Annotated in this window: 20 protein-coding genes; 2 read left to right on the plus strand and 18 right to left on the minus strand. The window is 47.9% G+C overall.

Going from position 1 to position 18,334, the window contains the following annotated elements:
* Positions 1 to 117: 117 nt before the first annotated feature.
* The 9 genes from M891_RS0109045 to M891_RS0109085 form a co-directional block, all read right to left on the minus strand.
* On the minus strand, positions 118 to 537 hold the full coding sequence (locus M891_RS0109045; RefSeq protein ID WP_036699844.1) for an HNH endonuclease: 420 nt from the start codon (positions 535 to 537) through the stop codon (positions 118 to 120).
* Between the two features lie 125 nt (positions 538 to 662).
* A complete protein-coding gene (locus tag M891_RS0109050; protein ID WP_016313890.1) occupies positions 663 to 881 on the minus strand; it encodes a hypothetical protein in 219 nt (72 codons plus the stop codon).
* A 111-nt stretch (positions 882 to 992) separates the two neighbouring features.
* The gene (gene mnhG / locus M891_RS0109055; protein WP_028538596.1) at positions 993 to 1,406 is read right to left on the minus strand and encodes a monovalent cation/H(+) antiporter subunit G; all 414 of its coding nucleotides are present in this window, start codon (positions 1,404 to 1,406) and stop codon (positions 993 to 995) included.
* Positions 1,390 to 1,671: a Na(+)/H(+) antiporter subunit F1 gene (locus M891_RS0109060; protein WP_016313892.1), complete on the minus strand. Its 282-nt coding sequence runs from the start codon at positions 1,669 to 1,671 to the stop codon at positions 1,390 to 1,392. Before M891_RS0109060 ends, mnhG begins: the two co-directional genes overlap by 17 nt.
* The gene (locus tag M891_RS0109065; protein WP_028538598.1) at positions 1,668 to 2,147 is read right to left on the minus strand and encodes a Na+/H+ antiporter subunit E; all 480 of its coding nucleotides are present in this window, start codon (positions 2,145 to 2,147) and stop codon (positions 1,668 to 1,670) included. Before M891_RS0109065 ends, M891_RS0109060 begins: the two co-directional genes overlap by 4 nt.
* A gap of 13 nt (positions 2,148 to 2,160) precedes the next feature.
* On the minus strand, positions 2,161 to 3,636 hold the full coding sequence (locus M891_RS0109070; RefSeq protein WP_036699848.1) for a Na+/H+ antiporter subunit D: 1,476 nt from the start codon (positions 3,634 to 3,636) through the stop codon (positions 2,161 to 2,163).
* Positions 3,629 to 3,967 carry a Na(+)/H(+) antiporter subunit C gene (locus tag M891_RS0109075; RefSeq protein WP_028538600.1) on the minus strand — a complete coding sequence of 113 codons (339 nt, stop codon included), beginning with the start codon at positions 3,965 to 3,967 and terminating at the stop codon, positions 3,629 to 3,631. Before M891_RS0109075 ends, M891_RS0109070 begins: the two co-directional genes overlap by 8 nt.
* 2 nt (positions 3,968 to 3,969) lie before the next feature.
* A complete protein-coding gene (locus M891_RS0109080; RefSeq protein ID WP_016313896.1) occupies positions 3,970 to 4,392 on the minus strand; it encodes a Na(+)/H(+) antiporter subunit B in 423 nt (140 codons plus the stop codon).
* Entirely contained in the window at positions 4,379 to 6,790 is a 2,412-nt protein-coding gene (locus M891_RS0109085) for a Na+/H+ antiporter subunit A (RefSeq protein WP_036699853.1), read from the minus strand. Before M891_RS0109085 ends, M891_RS0109080 begins: the two co-directional genes overlap by 14 nt.
* Before the next feature lie 128 nt (positions 6,791 to 6,918).
* On the opposite strand from M891_RS0109085, the gene M891_RS0109090 reads away from it, so the two are divergent.
* Positions 6,919 to 7,605: a universal stress protein gene (locus M891_RS0109090; RefSeq protein ID WP_016313898.1), complete on the plus strand. Its 687-nt coding sequence runs from the start codon at positions 6,919 to 6,921 to the stop codon at positions 7,603 to 7,605.
* A gap of 94 nt (positions 7,606 to 7,699) precedes the next feature.
* On the opposite strand, the gene M891_RS0109095 is transcribed toward M891_RS0109090, so the two are convergent.
* Entirely contained in the window at positions 7,700 to 8,263 is a 564-nt protein-coding gene (locus tag M891_RS0109095) for a tyrosine-type recombinase/integrase (RefSeq protein WP_016313899.1), read from the minus strand.
* Positions 8,264 to 8,513: 250 nt separating this feature from the next.
* On the opposite strand from M891_RS0109095, the gene M891_RS23605 reads away from it, so the two are divergent.
* Positions 8,514 to 9,332 carry a helix-turn-helix transcriptional regulator gene (locus tag M891_RS23605; protein ID WP_016313900.1) on the plus strand — a complete coding sequence of 273 codons (819 nt, stop codon included), beginning with the start codon at positions 8,514 to 8,516 and terminating at the stop codon, positions 9,330 to 9,332.
* Here M891_RS23605 and M891_RS0109105 read toward each other — a convergent pair.
* The 8 genes from M891_RS0109105 to M891_RS0109140 form a co-directional block, all read right to left on the minus strand.
* Entirely contained in the window at positions 9,322 to 10,179 is an 858-nt protein-coding gene (locus M891_RS0109105; protein ID WP_036699856.1) for a carbohydrate ABC transporter permease, read from the minus strand. The two genes, M891_RS23605 and M891_RS0109105, sit on opposite strands and share 11 nt — an antisense overlap.
* A 16-nt stretch (positions 10,180 to 10,195) precedes the next feature.
* On the minus strand, positions 10,196 to 10,954 hold the full coding sequence (locus M891_RS0109110; protein ID WP_232228318.1) for a carbohydrate ABC transporter permease: 759 nt from the start codon (positions 10,952 to 10,954) through the stop codon (positions 10,196 to 10,198).
* Between the two features lie 232 nt (positions 10,955 to 11,186).
* Entirely contained in the window at positions 11,187 to 12,542 is a 1,356-nt protein-coding gene (locus tag M891_RS24600) for an ABC transporter substrate-binding protein (protein ID WP_028538604.1), read from the minus strand.
* 380 nt (positions 12,543 to 12,922) lie between these two features.
* Entirely contained in the window at positions 12,923 to 13,564 is a 642-nt protein-coding gene (locus M891_RS0109120; protein ID WP_028538605.1) for a polysaccharide deacetylase family protein, read from the minus strand.
* A 66-nt stretch (positions 13,565 to 13,630) separates the two neighbouring features.
* Entirely contained in the window at positions 13,631 to 15,115 is a 1,485-nt protein-coding gene (locus M891_RS0109125; protein ID WP_028538606.1) for an alpha-N-arabinofuranosidase, read from the minus strand.
* Between the two features lie 33 nt (positions 15,116 to 15,148).
* Positions 15,149 to 16,003 (minus strand): carbohydrate ABC transporter permease, encoded by an 855-nt coding sequence (locus tag M891_RS0109130; protein WP_051416888.1) that lies wholly within the window; start codon positions 16,001 to 16,003, stop codon positions 15,149 to 15,151.
* An 11-nt stretch (positions 16,004 to 16,014) separates the two neighbouring features.
* The gene (locus M891_RS0109135) at positions 16,015 to 16,884 is read right to left on the minus strand and encodes a carbohydrate ABC transporter permease (protein WP_009224913.1); all 870 of its coding nucleotides are present in this window, start codon (positions 16,882 to 16,884) and stop codon (positions 16,015 to 16,017) included.
* A 69-nt stretch (positions 16,885 to 16,953) separates the two neighbouring features.
* Entirely contained in the window at positions 16,954 to 18,273 is a 1,320-nt protein-coding gene (locus M891_RS0109140; RefSeq protein ID WP_009224914.1) for an extracellular solute-binding protein, read from the minus strand.
* Positions 18,274 to 18,334 lie beyond the last annotated feature (61 nt).

Below are 18,334 nucleotides of genomic sequence, written 5' to 3' on the forward strand. Positions count from 1 at the left end.
GAATCTAACCCCAGGCCGACAGGCGCGTTCGCTCCCCTAGCGCCAATCGTTTTGATCGTACACTACTGATTTCCACCCAAAGGCCGGGAAATCCTTTCTTTCCGGTTATAGAATTATTTAATGAGATCTTGGTTTGATCTTTGAGCAGCCTAAAGCTATCAAAATATGAAAACCAAGCTTGAGGGGACGGGGAATGGAACCCATCTTCTCTCTAAAATACTCCCACGCCGGGCGATTCCCCCGTCTTGAGTTGCACTCGCCGCAGGAGGCAATAAGGTTGCGCGGCAGGTCCGAACCGCCCTTGCTGGAGGGGATCAGATGATCCACCGTTGTTGCAGGCTGTCCGCACCATAGGCATGTGTAACGGTCTCTTTTTAAGGCGATCTTCCGATATTTCCGGAACAGAAAAGGGTTGTATAACAACTGAATGGTCTGCTCATTAATCCAAACGGCACGCGATCGATTCACCTCCCGCCAAGCTCGGTCCAGGGTACAAGGGGTTAATTCCCGACCATCTGTATTCAGTACCGTAATCATCACCAGCTCCTCCTTAACGATAGGGTCTCTCCGACAGGGCCAGACATTCCCTCATCCCCTTGGAACTTCGTTCCATATAGAAAAAAAGCACCCCTAAGGGTGCTAACTACAAAGCGATTATTCCATTAATCATCATCCGGCAAGCTCTCGACTGCCGTAAAGAAAACATCAAGCAGCTCCATCCCAAAATTCGTTCTGACGTATTCAGAGATCCGATCGAGCTCTTCCCGGCTGTCGTACTCCAGGCAGGGACGCCCTTCGCTCCACAACACCCGGCATGTAAATAAACTCCGAACCTTCTCAATGACCACGTCTTGATCTACGGGTCCCCGATGAACAGCCATACTACTTGCCCCTTTTTACCAATGTGATTCCTGCGGCCTGTGCCGCTTCATTATTATCTAAAATTTTAACGACTGTCATCTATGACAATCCTCACATGGGCGAATATCGGCTTAGGAGGTACTTTGAAGCACCGTCTCTTGCTCCACCAGCTCTACCTGATCTTCCCCCTCGAAATTCTCATCCTGCTGGTAGTATTCTCGAAGCTCATCCTGGGCAGTTTCCTCCGCTAACGGCACGCAGTGACGATAGGCGGCACGGCTGATGACATGGGCGGCCACCGGAGCCGTCAGAAAGACGAAGAAGATCCCCAAGATCAGGCGAATACTGAAATAGCCTTCGGCGATGATAAAATACAGCAAAGTGCCAACCATAGCGCACAGCACACCCAATGTAGAACTTTTCGATGCAGCATGAGACCTTGTGTACACATCCGGTAAACGCAAATTGCCAATCGCGCTAATCAAGCTGAAGACAGCCCCCGCGAGGATCAGAATCGCCCCTACAACTTCACCGCTTCCGCTCAATGACCGCACCCCTTTCCATAAACCGGGCAAACGCCACCGTTCCGATGAAGGATAAAATCCCAATCAGCAAGATAAGATCAAAGAACGCATGCGTATGCAGCAATACCGAGAATACCGCGATACTCGCAATTAAATTGATGCTGATGGAATCCAGCGCCATGATCCGATCCACACTGGACGGACCTTTGACGACGCGGTACAAGTTAGCTAAGATCGCCGCCAGTAACAGACATAACGCGATGATCAAGATCGTCTGAAAAATCATTTCCGGGTCACATCCTTTATCGCTTTCTCGAACACGGATTTGGACTTCAGTACCGACTCTTTGGACTCTGGCATATTCAGTCCGTGAATGTATAGTGTCTTCGCATCCGGGGTAATCTCCATCACAACGGAGCCCGGTGTCAGACAGATCAACAAGGACAACAGGGTCACTTCCAAATCCCCTTCCAAATCCGTCTCCACCTTAAAGATCCCCGGCTTCACATCGACTTTGGGACGGAGCACGTGCTTCATCACCATCATCGACGAGATCACCAGTTCATAAATGAAGATCACAAATAGCTTGCCTACCGCTGCCAATGTAAAGAGGTAGAACGGCTTATTAAAGAAGCGGCGGATGCAAAATAGGATAAACACCCCGGCGATGTAACCGCCAATAAAGTTGATAATGCTCGTTTCATCCTGCAGAAACATCCACAGATAAGCAATAAAGATGTTAAGCAGCACCTGAATGGGCATGGCTGTCCCCCCTTTAATCCATCACAGCATGGATATATCGATTTGGATCAAGCAATTCCTGTGCCGCTTGGGTCACATAACCCGCCACCCCTTCAGCACCAATCCCTAAAGCCAGGCTAGCAGCGGTCAACAGCGCGATCGGAAGGATAAGCCCCTTGGTCGTACCCTTCTCATCATCGACGCACAGAATGGTCTCCCCCCAGAAGACGCTCATGAACAATTTGATCATGGAATATAGAATCAACATACTGGCGGCCAGACCGATGCCCCCTAGCCAATAATCCCCAGAATCGAAGGTTCCTTGAATCGTAAACACTTTGCCGAGGAAGCCGCTGAGCGGGGGAATGCCCACCATCGATAATGCGGCGATCAGGAACATCCAACCTAATTGTGGGTGAAGTCGAATCAGACCACTGATGTTTTGTAACCTGCTGGTCCCCGTCAGATAGACCACCGTCCCGCCGATGAGAAAGATCAAGGCCTTGATCAGAATATCGTGCATCAAATAGTAGATAGACCCCATCATGCCTTCCTCTGTCATCGAGACCAGGCCAAGCAGGATAAACCCAACGCTGATAATCACATTGTAGGTGAGGATTTGCTTCAAATCCCCGAAGCCTACTGCCCCAAGCCCTCCAAGAATCATCGTTACCGCCGCCAAGATTCCTATGGTCAAATGAGTGATCTGCGGCTCATGATAGAAGATGAGCGTAAACATCCGAAAGATGGCATAAATCCCCACCTTGGTGAGTAGCGCCGCAAAGATGGCCGCAATGGCGGTAGGCGGTACGCTATAGGAGCCTGGCAACCAGAAGAAGAGCAACAACCCAGCCTTTAAGGCGAACACGATCAGGAACAGCAAGGCTACGGTGGTAATCAACCCGTCCTGACCAGCCTCAGCGATCCGAATCGACAAGTGGGCGAGGTTTAACGTGCCTGTCATCGAATATAAGTAGGCAACCCCCATTAGGAAGAACGCCGAAGCGATAATGTTCGTGAAAATGTATTTTAGCGCTTCACGAAACTGCCGCCGCGCTCCCCCCATCGTGATCAACACATACGACGCGACCAGAAATACTTCGAAGAAGACATATAAATTAAATAAGTCCCCTGTCAGAAAAGACCCGTTCACGCCGACGATCAAGAACAAAAACAACGGATAAAAATAGAGCTTCTCCTGTTTCCGCCCGATCGACGGGAAGGCATACAGCAAACACCCGATCGAAACCGCCGAGGTGGCAAGCAGCAGTAACGCGCTAAACATATCGCCAACGAAGCTAATGCCGTAAGGGGCTTCCCAACCGCCGAGCTGCAGCGTCTGAATCCCACCCGTCTGGATCTGGTGAATGAGCAGGATGGATACCGCACACGTCGCCAACAGAACAAGCAAGCTAAGGAACCGCTGAAGCCGGAGGTTTTTTTGAAAAACAATGAGAAGCATCCCCATGATCAGGGGAATAATCACCGGACCAATCAACCAGTTATTCATGCTCATGTCCCCTTAATCGCTCCATGTCATCTGTCCCGAAATGTTGATAGGCCCGATAACATAAAACTAAAACTAGTGCCGTCACGGCAAAGTTAATGACGATGGCCGTCAAGATCAAAGCTTGAGGCATCGCATCTGTAAAACCGGCTTCCTTCTCGCCCAACAGGGGGGCGCTCCCCCGCTTCAGCCCGCCGGAGGTAAGCAGCAATAAATTCACCGCATGGCTCACAATCGACGTTCCCAACACAATGCGAAGCAATTGTTTGGATAAGATCAAATAGGTGCCGATCGATACGAGTATCCCGACGAGTATGACGATGAGTGTCTCCATATTTATCGATCCTCACTTATGCTTAGAATGATATTTACCGCCGTCCCTATGACCGCGAGGGCAACCCCCGTATCAAAAATCAGCGCGGAGGCCAGCTCAGTATCCCCGAATATCGGCAATTCGACGTGGCCGAAGGTTTGAGTTAGAAACGGCTCGCCGAAGATCACCCCGGCCATGCCGGTGAACACGGCGATCAGCACCCCAATCGCCGCGAGCTTCTTAAAATCCATGCGGATGTTCTCTCTCACCTTCTCGATCCCATAGGACAAGTACAGGAGAACAATGGCCGATGCCGTGCTCAGCCCGCCGATAAATCCGCCGCCCGGATGATGATGGCCGTTCATGAACAGGTAAATCGAAAAGGTTAAGATAATGACGGCCGCCACGCGGGTGACGCTTTTTAAAATCACATCATTCGGTTTCATTGGGTTCCCTCCTTTTGGAACGCTGATGAACCAAGAGATAGACGCCCAGCCCGGCGATCGTCAGCACGGATATCTCCAGCATGGTGTCAAAGCCGCGGAAATCCACGAGGATGGCGTTGACGATATTTTTGGCCCCGGCCAGCTCATAGGCATTTTCGAAAAACGAGGTGATTGGCTCGAACAGCTTATGTCCGTTCGCAGCTAAAGCCAAGAGACTTACCGTTAATCCCATCGCCATGGAAATGATCAGATTCGTCAGCTTAAACGATAGTCGTTCGATGCTCTTCTTCAGCTTCGGTAAATGGTAGAAGCACAGCAAGAACAGAACCGTGGTCACCGTCTCCACCACCATTTGCGTTAATGCCAAATCAGGAGCCCTGAAGATGACGAAGAACATCGAAATCATATACCCTATCGCCCCCAAAGCTACAATTGCGACGATACGATTCGAGGCGAACAAGACGGTGAAGGCCGCGATGATCATTGCCACCACCAGTCCGGCTTCGAAGATCCCGATAGGAGCATCCTTGGAGAAATCAAGACTCAAGCCATAGAATCCTAATAGGGAAGCCATTAGCAATATCACAAAAAATGAAAAGATATAAATGAGATAATGTCTCAGCGAACCCGTCATATATCCATCGGTCAGCGATCGCGAGAACTTCTCGGATCCTTCCAGCCCCTGATTAAACCAGTGATTTAGCGTCAGCTTCTGCGGGAAGCTTCGAAGGGCCGGAATCCATCGTTTCGTTGTCCGAAAGAGGAATACCCCCAAGAGGATGACGCCCACGGTCATCAGCAATTCAAGGTTTAGGCCATGCCACGCACTGATTTTGAGATCATAGGCCGTCACAGACATCATCGGCAATACCGCGTTCAAAGCGGGCGTTAAAATATATTTTCCGAGAACATTCGGGAAGAAGAAAATCACAATCACGAGCACACCCAAAACGATCGGTGAGATCAGCATTCCCAAAGGGGCTTCATGCACTTCTTTCATCAATCGTTCCGGACGGAAGCTGCCGCCGAAGGTTTTGAAGATAAAAATCATACAATACACAAAGGTGAATATGCTGGCTACCCAAGCCACGATCGGGAACAATAAGCCGATATGGCTAAGCCCAAAGATTCCCGCCTCAGCAACTTCATTGACCGCTGCAAAGAACATTTCCTTACTCAAAAAGCCGTTAAATGGCGGTAACCCAGCCATCGATAGACCGCCAACCAAGGCGATCGTAAACGTCACCGGCATCACCTGCAGCAAGCCGCCCAAATAGCGAATATCCCGCCGACCGGTCTCATGGTCAATAATGCCCACGACCATAAACAAGCTGCCTTTAAACGTGGAGTGGTTAAACAAATGAAATAGGGCGGCAAAGGTGGCTACCGTAAAGACCGTTCCGCTCTCCCCAGGCCCAAAATAAACTGCCAGCGAGCCGATCCCTAGCAAACACATGATCAATCCTAATTGACTGATCGTAGAATAAGCTAAGAGCGCTTTAAGATCGGTCTGTCTGAGCGCACTTAAGGAACCGTAAAGCAGCGTAATCAGCCCCACACCAGCGACCAGCCAGAACCAGACCGAGCTGCCGCCAAAGATCGGTGTCATTCGCGCCACCAAGTAAATGCCTGCCTTCACCATCGTTGCGGAATGGAGATAGCTGCTGACCGGAGTGGGTGCTTCCATCGCATCCGGCAGCCATATGCTAAAGGGGAACTGTGCCGATTTCGTAAATGCCCCCAATAACACGCACAGCATTGCCGGAATAAACAAAACATGATTTTGAATCAAATCCACGTTCGCAATCAATTCTCGAATGCTGTAGGTATCCGCCATCATAATCAACATAATGAATCCCGCTAACATGGCGATTCCGCCAAACACGGTTATCAACATCGCCTTCAACGCGCCTTGTCGGGAGCTTCGCCGCTCAAACCAATACGAGATCAATAAGAACGAGGACACGCTGGTCAACTCCCAGAAGCCGTAGAAGACCAGAAGGTGATCCGAGAATACGACGCCTAGCATGGCCCCCATGAACATCAGCAAATAGATGTAGAAGTTATGGAGCGCCTCCCGCTCCTTGGACATATAGAAGACCGAATAGAGAATAACCAGAGCCCCTACACCCGAAATCAGAAGCCCAAATAAGAGACCTAGTCCATCCACATAAGAAGTCAACTGGATATCTAACGTCGGAATCCACGGCAACGTATAGACATAGGTTTTCCCGCCTGCAACATCGGGTATATATTGTAATAAATAGACGAAGATGGATAGGGGGATAATGAGCACAAACCATCCTGTATGGACTTGACGATTCAAGTATTTATACAGAAAGGGTACGAGTATAGCACTTAACAACGGAAGAAAAATGAAGGTATAGAATGTAACCAAGCGCAATCCTCCTTACCTGAGAATCAATCTGACGATTATACGATTTGACGGGGGATGAAACATCCATTATAGTCGTACGTAGTTTATTGCAACGCTCTATTATTATCCTTTGAGGTGAATAATACAAAATGGATCATCCATGTAATGAAAGTGTTCTGGTTTGCGTTTATTATGGGCCGAACGGAGAACGACTAATCAAACGTGGTTGCAAAATTGCTAACCTGATGAAGGCCCCGCTATATATACTGACGGTAGATCCCAAACCTTTCGACGAATTGGATGCAGATAAGGTATTTCATATCGAACAGTGGAAAGAGTATGCCAATTCCCACCCAACAGCACAGTTTATTATGAAAGACAATGAAAGCCGCCCTGTTTATAAGGTCATTGCCGAAGTGGCTCGAGAGAAGAACATTACTCAAATCATCCTTGGACAGACGGCCCAGAGCCGTTGGGAACAAATGACGAAAGGGTCCATTATCAATGCCTTGATCCGGGAGATCCCCTTTGTGGACCTGCATCTGATTTCCGTTGCCCGTTATATTCCCGACGAGGAAGGGATTTATGAAAAGGGAGTTCGTGCTTACTTGATCAAAGACGGCGATCATTTTACCTTAAGCTTTAACCACCTCAAGGATGCCGAATATGAAGGGATCTTCTTCAAGGAAGCCAATACGGATTTCGATAATGGCATCTTCCGCTTTATGAAGGACGCTGAAACGCTTCAGGTCCTGGTCAAAGACGGAATCGTCAACGAACTCAAAAATGTGGACATTCAAACCGCGATGAATCGGGTCGCCGTAGAAGAACAGTAGGAAAAAGGGAATATTAACGAATGAGGGATAACAGACTCTCCGCATGCTTTATGTGGAGAGTTTTTTTGTGATTTGTCATGGCCAAACGGGAATGTTACAAATTAACGTCCACTTTGATCGGCAACCTTTCATTTTTATCAATCCCTAGATACTTTAGGGTTTCAGCGGTAGAGTGATGATGCAAGATCGACTTAATGATCGAGATGGCCACCCCTTTATAGTAGGCATGATAACCAAAGGTCTTGCGCAAAGTATGCGTTCCGATCTTCTCCGAAATGCCCACCTCTCTGGCCGAACGATTAATAATGCGATAAGCCTGCTGGCGGGTAATCGGCCGGCAATCCTTCTTGGACTTGAATAAGTAGTCCCCTGGCTGCCAATCGATCATGCTCAAATACTCCCTCAAAATTTCCCCGATATTGCAGTTGAGATAATGCGCCTGATCTTCCCCTGTTCGTTCATTCTTCACGTAAAGGAACTGCTTCGGCTTCTCCCCGTCCCACACATCCTCGACTGTCAGATTTAGCAAATCGATCAAACTGATACCTGTATTAATCCCCAGCACGAACAGTAATAAGTCTCGAACCGAATGTTTACGCAACTCCTCCTTCATCGCCTGAATGGTTTCAAGGTCTCGAATCGGATTAACAAACTCCACAGAGAATCCCTCCGCATAATGTTACATAATTTAATACTAACATATATTAAGTAACACCTCAATGAATGAGTGACTCAGATTCACCACGCTGCCTATCCCTTTAAAACAGGTTTAGACAAAAATGAAAGAGGCCCCTCCATGTTTCAGAAATGGCCTCAAAAAAGACAACGAACCGTTATTCATATTTCAATAGTTGTCCAAAAGTTGTCCTTTTATAATAGATAAAAACAAAATCACGAAGGTGAAAAGGATGACAAACATTTTTTATGTCGAGTACGATGCAACACATAACAGCCAGTTTGTCTTTGACATTCCGAATGGACATGATTGTTGGTTATTAGTCATCACGCAAACTCCCGCATTATTTTGGGTAGAGGGAAGCTTGAAGGAATATCCGCCCCACTGTGCAGTGCTTTATAAGCCGCATCAAAAAATATATTACCGGGCTTGTGCTGAACAATATATCAATGACTGGATCCGCTTTGAAACCGATGAACCTTACGTGATTGAATCCTCTTTGCCCTTTGGAATTCCCTTTCCATTAGATGACCCTGAATACTGTCACAAGCTGTTCCAGCTGCTGGTCATCGAGAACTCATTCAACAAAGACTACAGGAGATCGTCCATTGATCATCTGCTCCGAACGCTGTTTAATAAATTGCTGGAGTCTTACTTCCGCGAAGACATTGCTCCTCAGCACTATAACCTGATCAAGCTGCGGGCAGCCATTCATAATAACCCTGCCCACCCCTGGACCGTGTCAGAAATGGCTGAAATTTTGAGCATCAGCCCAGGGTATCTTCAAGTCATCTACAAGAAGACCTTCGGACTTTCTTGTATGGATGATGTGATTCAATGCCGCATTCGCTTAGCTAAAGAATACCTCATACATAGTCACTACACAGTTGCAGAGATTGCGGAACGGTGCGGATATCGAAATGTAGAGCACTTCTGCAGACAATTCAAGCAAATGACCGGTACCTCGCCAAGGAAATATCCCAAGCTCAATACCGGTCCAAATATAAATAGAGATGATGATAAGACCAAATCATTGGAAATTAACCTTTGATGCCGGTCATGGTGATCCCCTGAACAAAATACTTTTGCCCGATAAAGAATAAAATGAGTACGGGAATGACCGTAATTAAGGATACCGCCATCAGCATCTGAATCTGTGAGGAACCGAAGGAATTCTGGAAAAATTGCAAACCGATTGCCAGTGTAAAGTTATGATCACTGTTTAAATAGATCAGTGGAGACATGTAGTCATTCCAATGGAAGGTCACCGACATGAGACCCACCGTAATCAAAGCTGGTTTGATAGCAGGCAGCAATATTTTGTAATAGATCTGAAAAGCATTAGCGCCGTCAATATATGCGGCTTCATCTAGGTCTTTCGGAATCGTCTTGAAGAATTGCCGCAGCAGAAAGATATTAAACGCACCTCCACCAAAAAAGGAGGGAATAATCAAAGGCATTAACGTGTCCAACCAGCCCAGCTTGGTAAACAAGAGGTAGGTCGGAACCAGAGTCACCTGACTGGGGAGCATCATCGTCGCAAGCACGACAGTAAACAGTACACCGTTAAACCGGGATTTAAATCGTGCAAAGCCATAAGCGACCAAAGAAGCCGAAATAACGGTTCCTAGCGTGGCAAGCACCGTTACGGTTAGGGTGTTCAATGTATACCGGGTGAAATCCGCATACTGCCAACCTTCAACGAAGTTATTCCATGTGAACGTCTTCGGAATGATTTTGGGAGGCAGGGTATAAGCTTCTGAAGGAATTTTAAGAGCAGTGGAAATCATCCATATAAATGGGAAGATAAAAATAACAGCTACGACCGTTAACACCAAATAACTTAACACGGTGGTAATCCGGTCGGTGGTTTTTTTACTTCTATAATAAGCCTCCATGGCTGCACCTCTCATATTAGTTATCGTAATATACCCAGTGTCTGGAGGTCCGGTTTACGATTTGAGTAATAATCATGATGACGATAAACAATAACCAGGCCAAGGTCGAAGCGTAACCCATCTCGTAATATTTAAAGCCGCTGTTGTAAATATGCATCATATACGTATAGGTTGCATAGCTGGGACCGCCTTCGGTTAAAATGTAGGGCTGCATAAAAATTTGGAAGCCGCCGATGATCCCCATGACCAGGTTGAAATAAAGCGTTGGCGTTACCAACGGCAAAGTAATCCGGGTGATTTTCACGAAACTGTTGGCCCCATCTATTTCAGCACTTTCATACAGGGCTTCCGGTATATCCTGCAGTCCTGCGAGAGTAATGATAATGGAATTGCCAATCGTCCAAATCCCCATAATGATAATCGCCGGCATCGCCCATCTGGTATCACTCAACCAACTAGGCCCATTGATGCCGAACAGAGATAGAAAATAATTCACAAGTCCAAATTGGGAGTTGAAAATCCATCCCCAGAGCAACGTCACCGCAACACCAGAGGTGATATAGGGAATGTAGAAGCTGGTTCGAAAGAAGCCCACTCCCTTGAGCTTTTGATTGAGCAACAGGGCAATCCCAAAAGATGCGAACAAGCTAAGCGGAACCGAAACGAGCACAAAGTAAAGCGTATTAACCAATGAACGGTAAAACAGTGTGTCCTCCTTGAAGGCCCTGACTAGATTGGCCAAGCCGATGAATCGGCCGGATCCGGCCATATCCATATTGGTGAACACTAAGATAATAGAGAAAACCATGGGATATAGGGTAAAGATCAAAAAACCCAAAAGCCATGGCGAAGTGAAGAGAAAGAAGTGCTTCTCCTCTCTTTTGGGGATTCTAATTTTTTGCACCTTCATTCTTTCGCCTCCGTGACTGCCTTCGCTTGAGATTATAGGAAGGGAGGATTCACGAATCCTCCCTTTCATCAACAGTTCATTCTTCTTTTGCTATGAATTATTTACTTTGATGGATCGAGTCAAAAGCGGCCTGGATTTGTGAAGCAAAGGCTCCTGCTGCTTCCTCTGCAGATTTGCCCTGAACCGTAATCTCCTGCCAGACCTGCTCATACAGATCGCCAGCTTTAGCGATGGATCCGCCCCAAGGGAACGTTATCGCATCCTGCAACCCCGTCACAAAATCCAACATGGAGATATCCGTTCCTTCAATCTTCAAGTTAGCGAATGTAGTATCGGCCGACTCCTTAAGTGCCGGAAGATTCACCTTACTGTACAGATCGCCTACCTCTTTATTGAGGGAAACCGTTTTAATATAAGCCCATGCAGCTTCTTTATTCTTGGAGTCTTTGTTCATCGCAAATCCCGTTTGGAATTTAATGTTAACCGTTTTTCCGGACGGATCCTTTGGCGGCATGACGATTCCCCATTCGAAGTTGGACCCGATATTTTTAGCAATCGTCGAGGCTTCAAAGAGACCAAGTGGATACATCGCTGCTTTCCCCGCCGCGAACATCTGATCCATCGGCATACTCTTGGCGGCAGCATCATCCGGCATCGCTTTAGCTTTCACGAGGTCGCCAAACAATTGGTATCCCTTCAGTGTATTTTCATCATCCAGTGTCTGCTTGGTCCAATCTTCATTATACGGCGCTCCACCGTAGACAAATGGGGCAAAGCTTTGCAAGATCCAGTGAGATACAATCCCATAAATTCGATTGGCTCCTTCACCTGAAGAAACCTGTTTTGCGATATTCGCAAAGTCATCCCAAGTCCAGTCGTTTGTCGGGTACGGAACACCTGCTTTGTCAAAAATTTCTTTATTATAGGCAATCATAAAGTCCGAAGCAGTTGCCGGCATGCCTTCGCGTTTTCCATCCGGATCCACATATCCTCCGTCAACGCCTTCTGTAAACAGGGCCTCAAGATCTAGCTGATCCCTTTCAATGTATGGGTTCAGATCTTCAAACCACTTGGTCCGCAGCCCCTTCCAGTCTGGAGACATCATGATCACATCACCGGCATTTCCTGCGGCCAGGGCTGCATCCAGCTTCACATCAACATTGTCCGCCGGAAGCCATACTTCATTCACCTTCACTTTAGGATATAGCTTCTTGAAGACCTTCGTAGCATCTTTTCGAGATTGAAGCTCCTCTCCGCCGCCCCATCCGAATACTGTAATTTCTCCGGAAATTTCTTGCTCTGAATTAGCACCATTCCCTGCAGCAGAGTCATTTCCTGTAGCCGTGTCACTTCCTGCAGCAGTGTTCCCCGCCTGATTACTGTTGCCGCCTCCGCAGGCGGTGAGTCCAGTCATGAAGACGACGATGAATAAAATGAGCAAATATTTTTTCATATGCAGATCCCCCTTTGCCGGATTCACGGATATGTGTTTCAAACGACAAATGAACATTAAGCCCTAAGTGGATTCCCTTGCATGATAATTGATCTATTCTTATTCCAGTACATTTAGCCTACGCCCCCGACCCAGCAGACACCTCCCATTTCATTAACTTGGTTATCCTTTTGCACTGATAGCGCTTCCAATGCTATTTAAAAAATAAAGCTTTTGCCTATTCGAAAACAATGATCTATCCTTATTGATTTTTGATATATAATCATATTTAAAATTTTACATTAATAGCAGCATTTCGGTTTTTTATAAAAAAGACGCCTCCGTTTCAGCAATATCTGCTGATCGAAGACGTCTATTCGAAGCAACTCAATTATCAAAATCTAGTTTAGCAAGCTGTTGCCAGCTAACTCCATTAACTCACGGATTGTCACAAACCGATACCCCTGGTCAGCCAATTCCGCAACAAGCACCCGAACGGCCTCAACTGTCTGAGTACGATCGCCATACCCGTCATGGAACAGGAAGATGCTGCCGTTATCAACAGTCGCCCTCGTCTGCTCCAAGATGTACTCTACGCCGGGTTGGGGCTGTTCCCAGTCCTTGGCCTCGCCATTGACGCAACCAATCACATCGTATCCGAACTCAGCTGCAAGCGAGAACACATCCTCATTCACGGCAAAATACGGTGGTCTGAAACTCGAGGGATGACGCCCGGTCACACGTCGAATCCGCTCGCTCGCCTGTTTGATTTCCCCGCGCGCTTCCCCTTGAGTCAACAGCGTTAAATCAGGATGCGAATACGTGTGGTTCCCAATCTCATGCCCAGCGGCATGAACTTCCTTGGCGAGTTCTTCAAACGCATCCATCTCTTGACCAATCATGAAAAATGTCGCCTTCCCATTCACCTTCCGGAAAATATCCAGCACTTGTCTCGTAAATACGGGATGGGGCCCATCGTCGAACGTAAAGGCGACGACCTTCTCTCGGGTGGGGACCCGATGCACCAACGAACCATTGGACATGATGGTATTCCTCCAATTATCCGCGTTTTAACTCGCTTAATGCCTTCTAACCTCTCTCATTTCTCTCTAGGAAAACGACAACACCACCACCGACATCGGCGGCAATTTGACCGACAAGCTGCCCTCATTTACATCAGTAAACCCGTCAAAATCTTGCGGCTTCACCGTCTCTGGCTGATCAAAGGTATTGTGGGCATTCATATCCGTGTGGGTTAGGATGCGGCCCGCGACCTTCTTGGCCTCTCCCAATCCGCGCAACCGCAGCGTGACATCTGCCTGCTGATGCGGGTGAACGTTGCACAGACTGATATCGATGGTGCCGTCTGCCCGTTTAGAGGCCGAACCGCTAACTTGAGGGATGGTATCCTCACCCATACGGTACTCATCTGTCTCAAGGTGAAGCGCGAGGGCTTCCGCATCCTGATGGACCTTGAACATTTCAAAGACATGGTAGGTCGGAGTCAGTAACATCTTCTCGCCTTCGGTTAAGATCATCGCCTGCAGGACGTTTACGGTCTGGGCAATGTTCGCCATATGGACGCGATCGCAGTGACGATGGAAGATGTGAAAATGCAAGCCGGCGACGAGCGCATCCCGCATGGAGTTTTGCTGGTACAGGAAGCCGGGATTCGTGCCTGGCTCAACCTGGAACCAATTCCCCCATTCATCAATAATCAGCCCAATTCGTTTCTGCGGATCATATTGGTCCATAATCGCCGAATGGCGCTTGATTAACTCGTCCATATGAAGCGCCAGCTTCATCGTCTCAAACCATTCGGCCTCATCGAAGCCCAGCGCAGGGCGTTTGACCTCAAATCCACCCGGCACGGTATAGTTGTGCAAGCTGAGTCCATCCATCATCGGACCAGCTAGACGCATTAGCGTTTCCGTCCAATGGTAGTCATCGACATTGGCGCCCCCGGCTATTTTATAGATCCGGTTCTTCCCATAATTTCGGACATACGTTTGATACCGGCGATATTCGTCAGCGTAATACTCCGCCCGCATATTGCCGCCGCAGCCCCAGTTCTCGTTGCCGACGCCAAAGTACTTCAATTTCCACGGCTTCTCCCGCCCGTTTTCTCGGCGCCAGTTGGCCATTGGCGATTCACCATCGAAGGTCATATACTCGACCCACTCTTGCATCTCTTGCACGGTGCCGCTCCCGACATTGCCGCAAATATAAGGCTCTGCACCAAGCAGTTCACACAAATCAAAAAATTCATGCGTTCCGAAGTGGTTATTCTCCACCACGCCGCCCCAGTGGGTGTTCACCATCCGCTTGCGTTGCTCTCGCGGGCCGACGCCGTCCTTCCAGTGGTACTCATCGGCAAAGCAGCCGCCCGGCCAGCGAAGCACCGGGATGTTCAAACCACGTAATGCCTCCACCACATCGTTCCGGATGCCTCGGGTATTCGGAATCGGCGAATCCTCACCAACCCAGATCCCTTCATATATACAACGGCCGAGATGCTCAGCGAAATGTCCGTAGATATGGCGGCTGATCGTTCCAACGGCCTGGTCAGCACTTACCGTCATCGTTGCCTTCATCGCAAGTTTCTCCCTTCACGCCTGTAATTGTCCTTATCCTTTCACTGCACCTGCAATCATGCTCTGTTGTACTTGCTTGTTTAAGAGCAAATAAATGATCACCGTTGGGATGGTTGTGATCATAAGCCCGGCCCCAATAATGCCCCACTGCGTAATGTAGGTTCCGACCATCGACATCATTCCCACCGTCAATGTTTGATAATGCGTGTCATTAATGAATGTCACCGCAAACATCAGTTCATTCCAGCAGGAAAGGAAGGTAAAGATCGATACGGTGGCAATCGCCGGACGAATCAACGGAAGAATAATGGAGAAGTACGTTCTGTAGACACCGCATCCGTCCATCACCGCAGATTCTTCGAGTTCGCGAGGGACGCCTTTGAAGAAGCTTCCCAGAATGAACACCGCCATGGGAATCCCGAACGCCACATACGGGATAATCAGCGACCAGTAAGTATTCAGCAAGTGCAAGCTCTTCAACACCATGAACAGCGGCAGCAATGCCGCATGAATGGGAACCATCATCCCAAGCAGAATCAAGGTCATCGTTGCGTTGCTAAGCTTCCAATTCATTCTCGTGATGGCGTAAGCGGCCATCGAGGAGAGAATCAGCACCAGGATGATGGAGGCCGCAGTGACCAACACGCTGTTGCCGAAATAATTCATCACATTACCGTCAGATAACGCTTTGGTATAGTTACTCCATAGAAGCTTCTTCGGGAAACCCGCGACATCGCCGCTGAAGATTTCACTATTGTCTTTCAACGAGAAGAACGCCAGCCAAATAAGGGGATAGACCTGAACGAACGCTACGATGATGAGAAAAAATTGCAACAGGAATTTTCCCAAGAAGACTCGCTTGGGCAACCTTACTTCTGCAGTATTCAATATGCTCCCCCCTATTCGGTCTTGAAGAATTTATTAATCAGGATTGTAAACACCAAGCATTCTAGAATAATAAAGACAGATACCGCACTGCCATACCCATATCTGTACGTATTAAAAATAGTCGTGTACATCAACGTGCTTGGTACCTCAGTAGCAAACAGCGGCCCGCCGCCCGTAAGTACATACACCAGATCAAAGACTTTGAAGGCTCCGATAATGGAGAAGACAAGACATACTTTCAATATAGGCTTCATCAGCGGGATTGTAATGGAGAAGGCCGTCCGAATACGGGAAGCCCCGTCCATTTTCGCCGCTTCGAAGATTTCCTGCGAGATCGATTTCGCTCCGGCATACATCAGGAGCATATGATAACCGACATACTGCCAGAGGGTTGGAATGAAAGAAGCCGCGAGTGCGGTCTTCTTCTGACCGAGCCAGTCCTGGGCTAATTCAGACAAACCAATATTCTCAAGCAATGTATTTAAAAGGCCGTAATCCGCATTGTAGATTTTGGACCATAATTGCGCGATCACAACGGTGGAGATCAGTACCGGAATGAAGTACACCGTTCTATAAAAGCCCTCGCCTTTGACCGAAGATGCCAAAATCAAGGCAAGCAACAGAGAAATCGGCAATTGAATGAAAACAGACGCTGCCGCAAACAGGAAGGAGTTCCGGATCGACAGTAAAGCCCGGGAATCCGTAAACATCTCCACATAATTATCTAGTCCAACAAACGTTCCCTTACCGACGCCATTCCAATCCAGTACGCTATAATAACTCGATACGAAAATCGGAATTAAGACGATCCCGCAAAAAATGAGAAGTGTAGGAAGCACAAATATCGCGATCGCTTTCTTATTGGAAAAAACTGTGTTCATGTGAGTTCTCCTCTCAAAGATGTGGTCAGGGATCCCCCTGACCACATCTGGTTTGAGATTATTCTAGAATCAAAGTTTGAGTTCCGTCGGTTGGAGCTGCGCCATCTGTTTACAGAACTCTTCCGGCGTAATGTCACCAGCAAGAAGCGATGCAATCAAGTTCTTATGCGTTTCCGCAGATTCGGCAGGGAGAATATTATCCCACCAGGTAATAAACGAAGTCGCTGTCGACATAATCTCGGCAGCCGAACGATCCAGCGAAGAGAGACTCGATGTGTCTAGTCCATCAATTTTCCAGCTTGGGAGACCCGCTCCGGCCAGATAGCCTTGCGTTCCGAGCTGTTCACTCAAATACATCAAGAAATCAACGGCTTCTTTAGGATGCTTCGTGTTGCTGCTGATGTAGAAACCATCCACCGCTCCGCCAAAAATCTCAGTAACCTTACCTTTACCATCTTCAAATACAGGGAATGGAACGACTTGAACCTTGCCTTTTGTCGCCGAGGACGGATCCTCAATGCCTGCATTTACCCAGTTCGCCTGGAACATCATCGCACCGCTGCCCGCATTAAATGCCCCCAGCATCTCGTCATAGCTCATGCTCAACATGCTGCTGTTGAATGCCCCAACCTTCGCGAGTTCCTGCATTTTGGCAGCTGCAGCGACGAAATCTGGCGAATCCCATTTGGATGGATCTTTGAAGGCTTCGATCACCGCATCATATCCTGCCTGACGCATCGCGATAATGTCATACCAATACATTCCCGGCCAGCGGTCTTTCTCACCGATCAACGCCGGTGTAATTCCTGCTGCCTTCAATTTTTCTACCGCATCCAGCAGTTCGGTATAAGTGGTTGGAATTTTGGCTCCCGCTTTATCGAACAGCTCAGTATTCACATAGAGATTGGCAATATGGGTGTAAACGGGGAGAGTATAAATTTTGCCGTCGGTTTCAATCGCTTCGGCCATCCCCGGCCCCATCTTGGACTTGATTTCATCTGTCAAATAACTGGAGATTTCCAGCACGTTGCCGGATTCAATGTAAGGCTGCATGAAGCTTCCGCCGCCCATACCGTAAAAGAGGTCAGGTGCTTCGTTGGCCGCCAGCGATGTTTTGATTTTCGTCTTATACTGCTCGCCTGTCGTACCTGTTCGTTCAACCTGGATGTTGGGATGCTCTTTGTTCCATTTCTCAACAATTTCCGGCAGCAATTTTGCCGATGGATCCGTATTTCCTACGGATTGATCCCAAAGCGTCAACTTAATGGAATCGCTTCCACTTCCGCCCGAAGATTTCTCTCCGGAGGAATTGGATGAGCACGCTGCTAAGCTTCCTGCTAGACCTACCGCTAAAACGATACTCATGGATCTTTTTAATAACGCTTTCATCTCTTTGACCTCCCAATAGAATTCGATGCATCTAAAGCCATTTTAGGGAAGTCGATGGGAA

Origin of the sequence: Paenibacillus sp. J14 (genome assembly GCF_000518465.1) — a bacterium.
GTDB lineage: Bacteria > Bacillota > Bacilli > Paenibacillales > Paenibacillaceae > Fontibacillus > Fontibacillus barengoltzii.

What these genes read in the sequence shown, in the direction of transcription:
- M891_RS0109045 (WP_036699844.1), bottom strand. Translation starts at nt 537, where the DNA reads ATGATTACGGTACTGAATACAGATGGTCGGGAATTAACCCCTTGTACC.
- M891_RS0109050 (WP_016313890.1), bottom strand. Translation starts at nt 881, where the DNA reads ATGGCTGTTCATCGGGGACCCGTAGATCAAGACGTGGTCATTGAGAAG.
- M891_RS0109060 (WP_016313892.1), bottom strand. Translation starts at nt 1,671, where the DNA reads ATGATTTTTCAGACGATCTTGATCATCGCGTTATGTCTGTTACTGGCG.
- M891_RS0109065 (WP_028538598.1), bottom strand. Translation starts at nt 2,147, where the DNA reads ATGCCCATTCAGGTGCTGCTTAACATCTTTATTGCTTATCTGTGGATG.
- M891_RS0109070 (WP_036699848.1), bottom strand. Translation starts at nt 3,636, where the DNA reads ATGAATAACTGGTTGATTGGTCCGGTGATTATTCCCCTGATCATGGGG.
- M891_RS0109075 (WP_028538600.1), bottom strand. Translation starts at nt 3,967, where the DNA reads ATGGAGACACTCATCGTCATACTCGTCGGGATACTCGTATCGATCGGC.
- M891_RS0109080 (WP_016313896.1), bottom strand. Translation starts at nt 4,392, where the DNA reads ATGAAACCGAATGATGTGATTTTAAAAAGCGTCACCCGCGTGGCGGCC.
- M891_RS0109090 (WP_016313898.1), top strand. Translation starts at nt 6,919, where the DNA reads ATGGATCATCCATGTAATGAAAGTGTTCTGGTTTGCGTTTATTATGGG.
- M891_RS23605 (WP_016313900.1), top strand. Translation starts at nt 8,514, where the DNA reads ATGACAAACATTTTTTATGTCGAGTACGATGCAACACATAACAGCCAG.
- M891_RS0109105 (WP_036699856.1), bottom strand. Translation starts at nt 10,179, where the DNA reads ATGGAGGCTTATTATAGAAGTAAAAAAACCACCGACCGGATTACCACC.
- M891_RS0109110 (WP_232228318.1), bottom strand. Translation starts at nt 10,954, where the DNA reads ATGGATATGGCCGGATCCGGCCGATTCATCGGCTTGGCCAATCTAGTC.
- M891_RS24600 (WP_028538604.1), bottom strand. Translation starts at nt 12,542, where the DNA reads ATGAAAAAATATTTGCTCATTTTATTCATCGTCGTCTTCATGACTGGA.
- M891_RS0109120 (WP_028538605.1), bottom strand. Translation starts at nt 13,564, where the DNA reads ATGTCCAATGGTTCGTTGGTGCATCGGGTCCCCACCCGAGAGAAGGTC.
- M891_RS0109125 (WP_028538606.1), bottom strand. Translation starts at nt 15,115, where the DNA reads ATGAAGGCAACGATGACGGTAAGTGCTGACCAGGCCGTTGGAACGATC.
- M891_RS0109135 (WP_009224913.1), bottom strand. Translation starts at nt 16,884, where the DNA reads ATGAACACAGTTTTTTCCAATAAGAAAGCGATCGCGATATTTGTGCTT.
- M891_RS0109140 (WP_009224914.1), bottom strand. Translation starts at nt 18,273, where the DNA reads ATGAAAGCGTTATTAAAAAGATCCATGAGTATCGTTTTAGCGGTAGGT.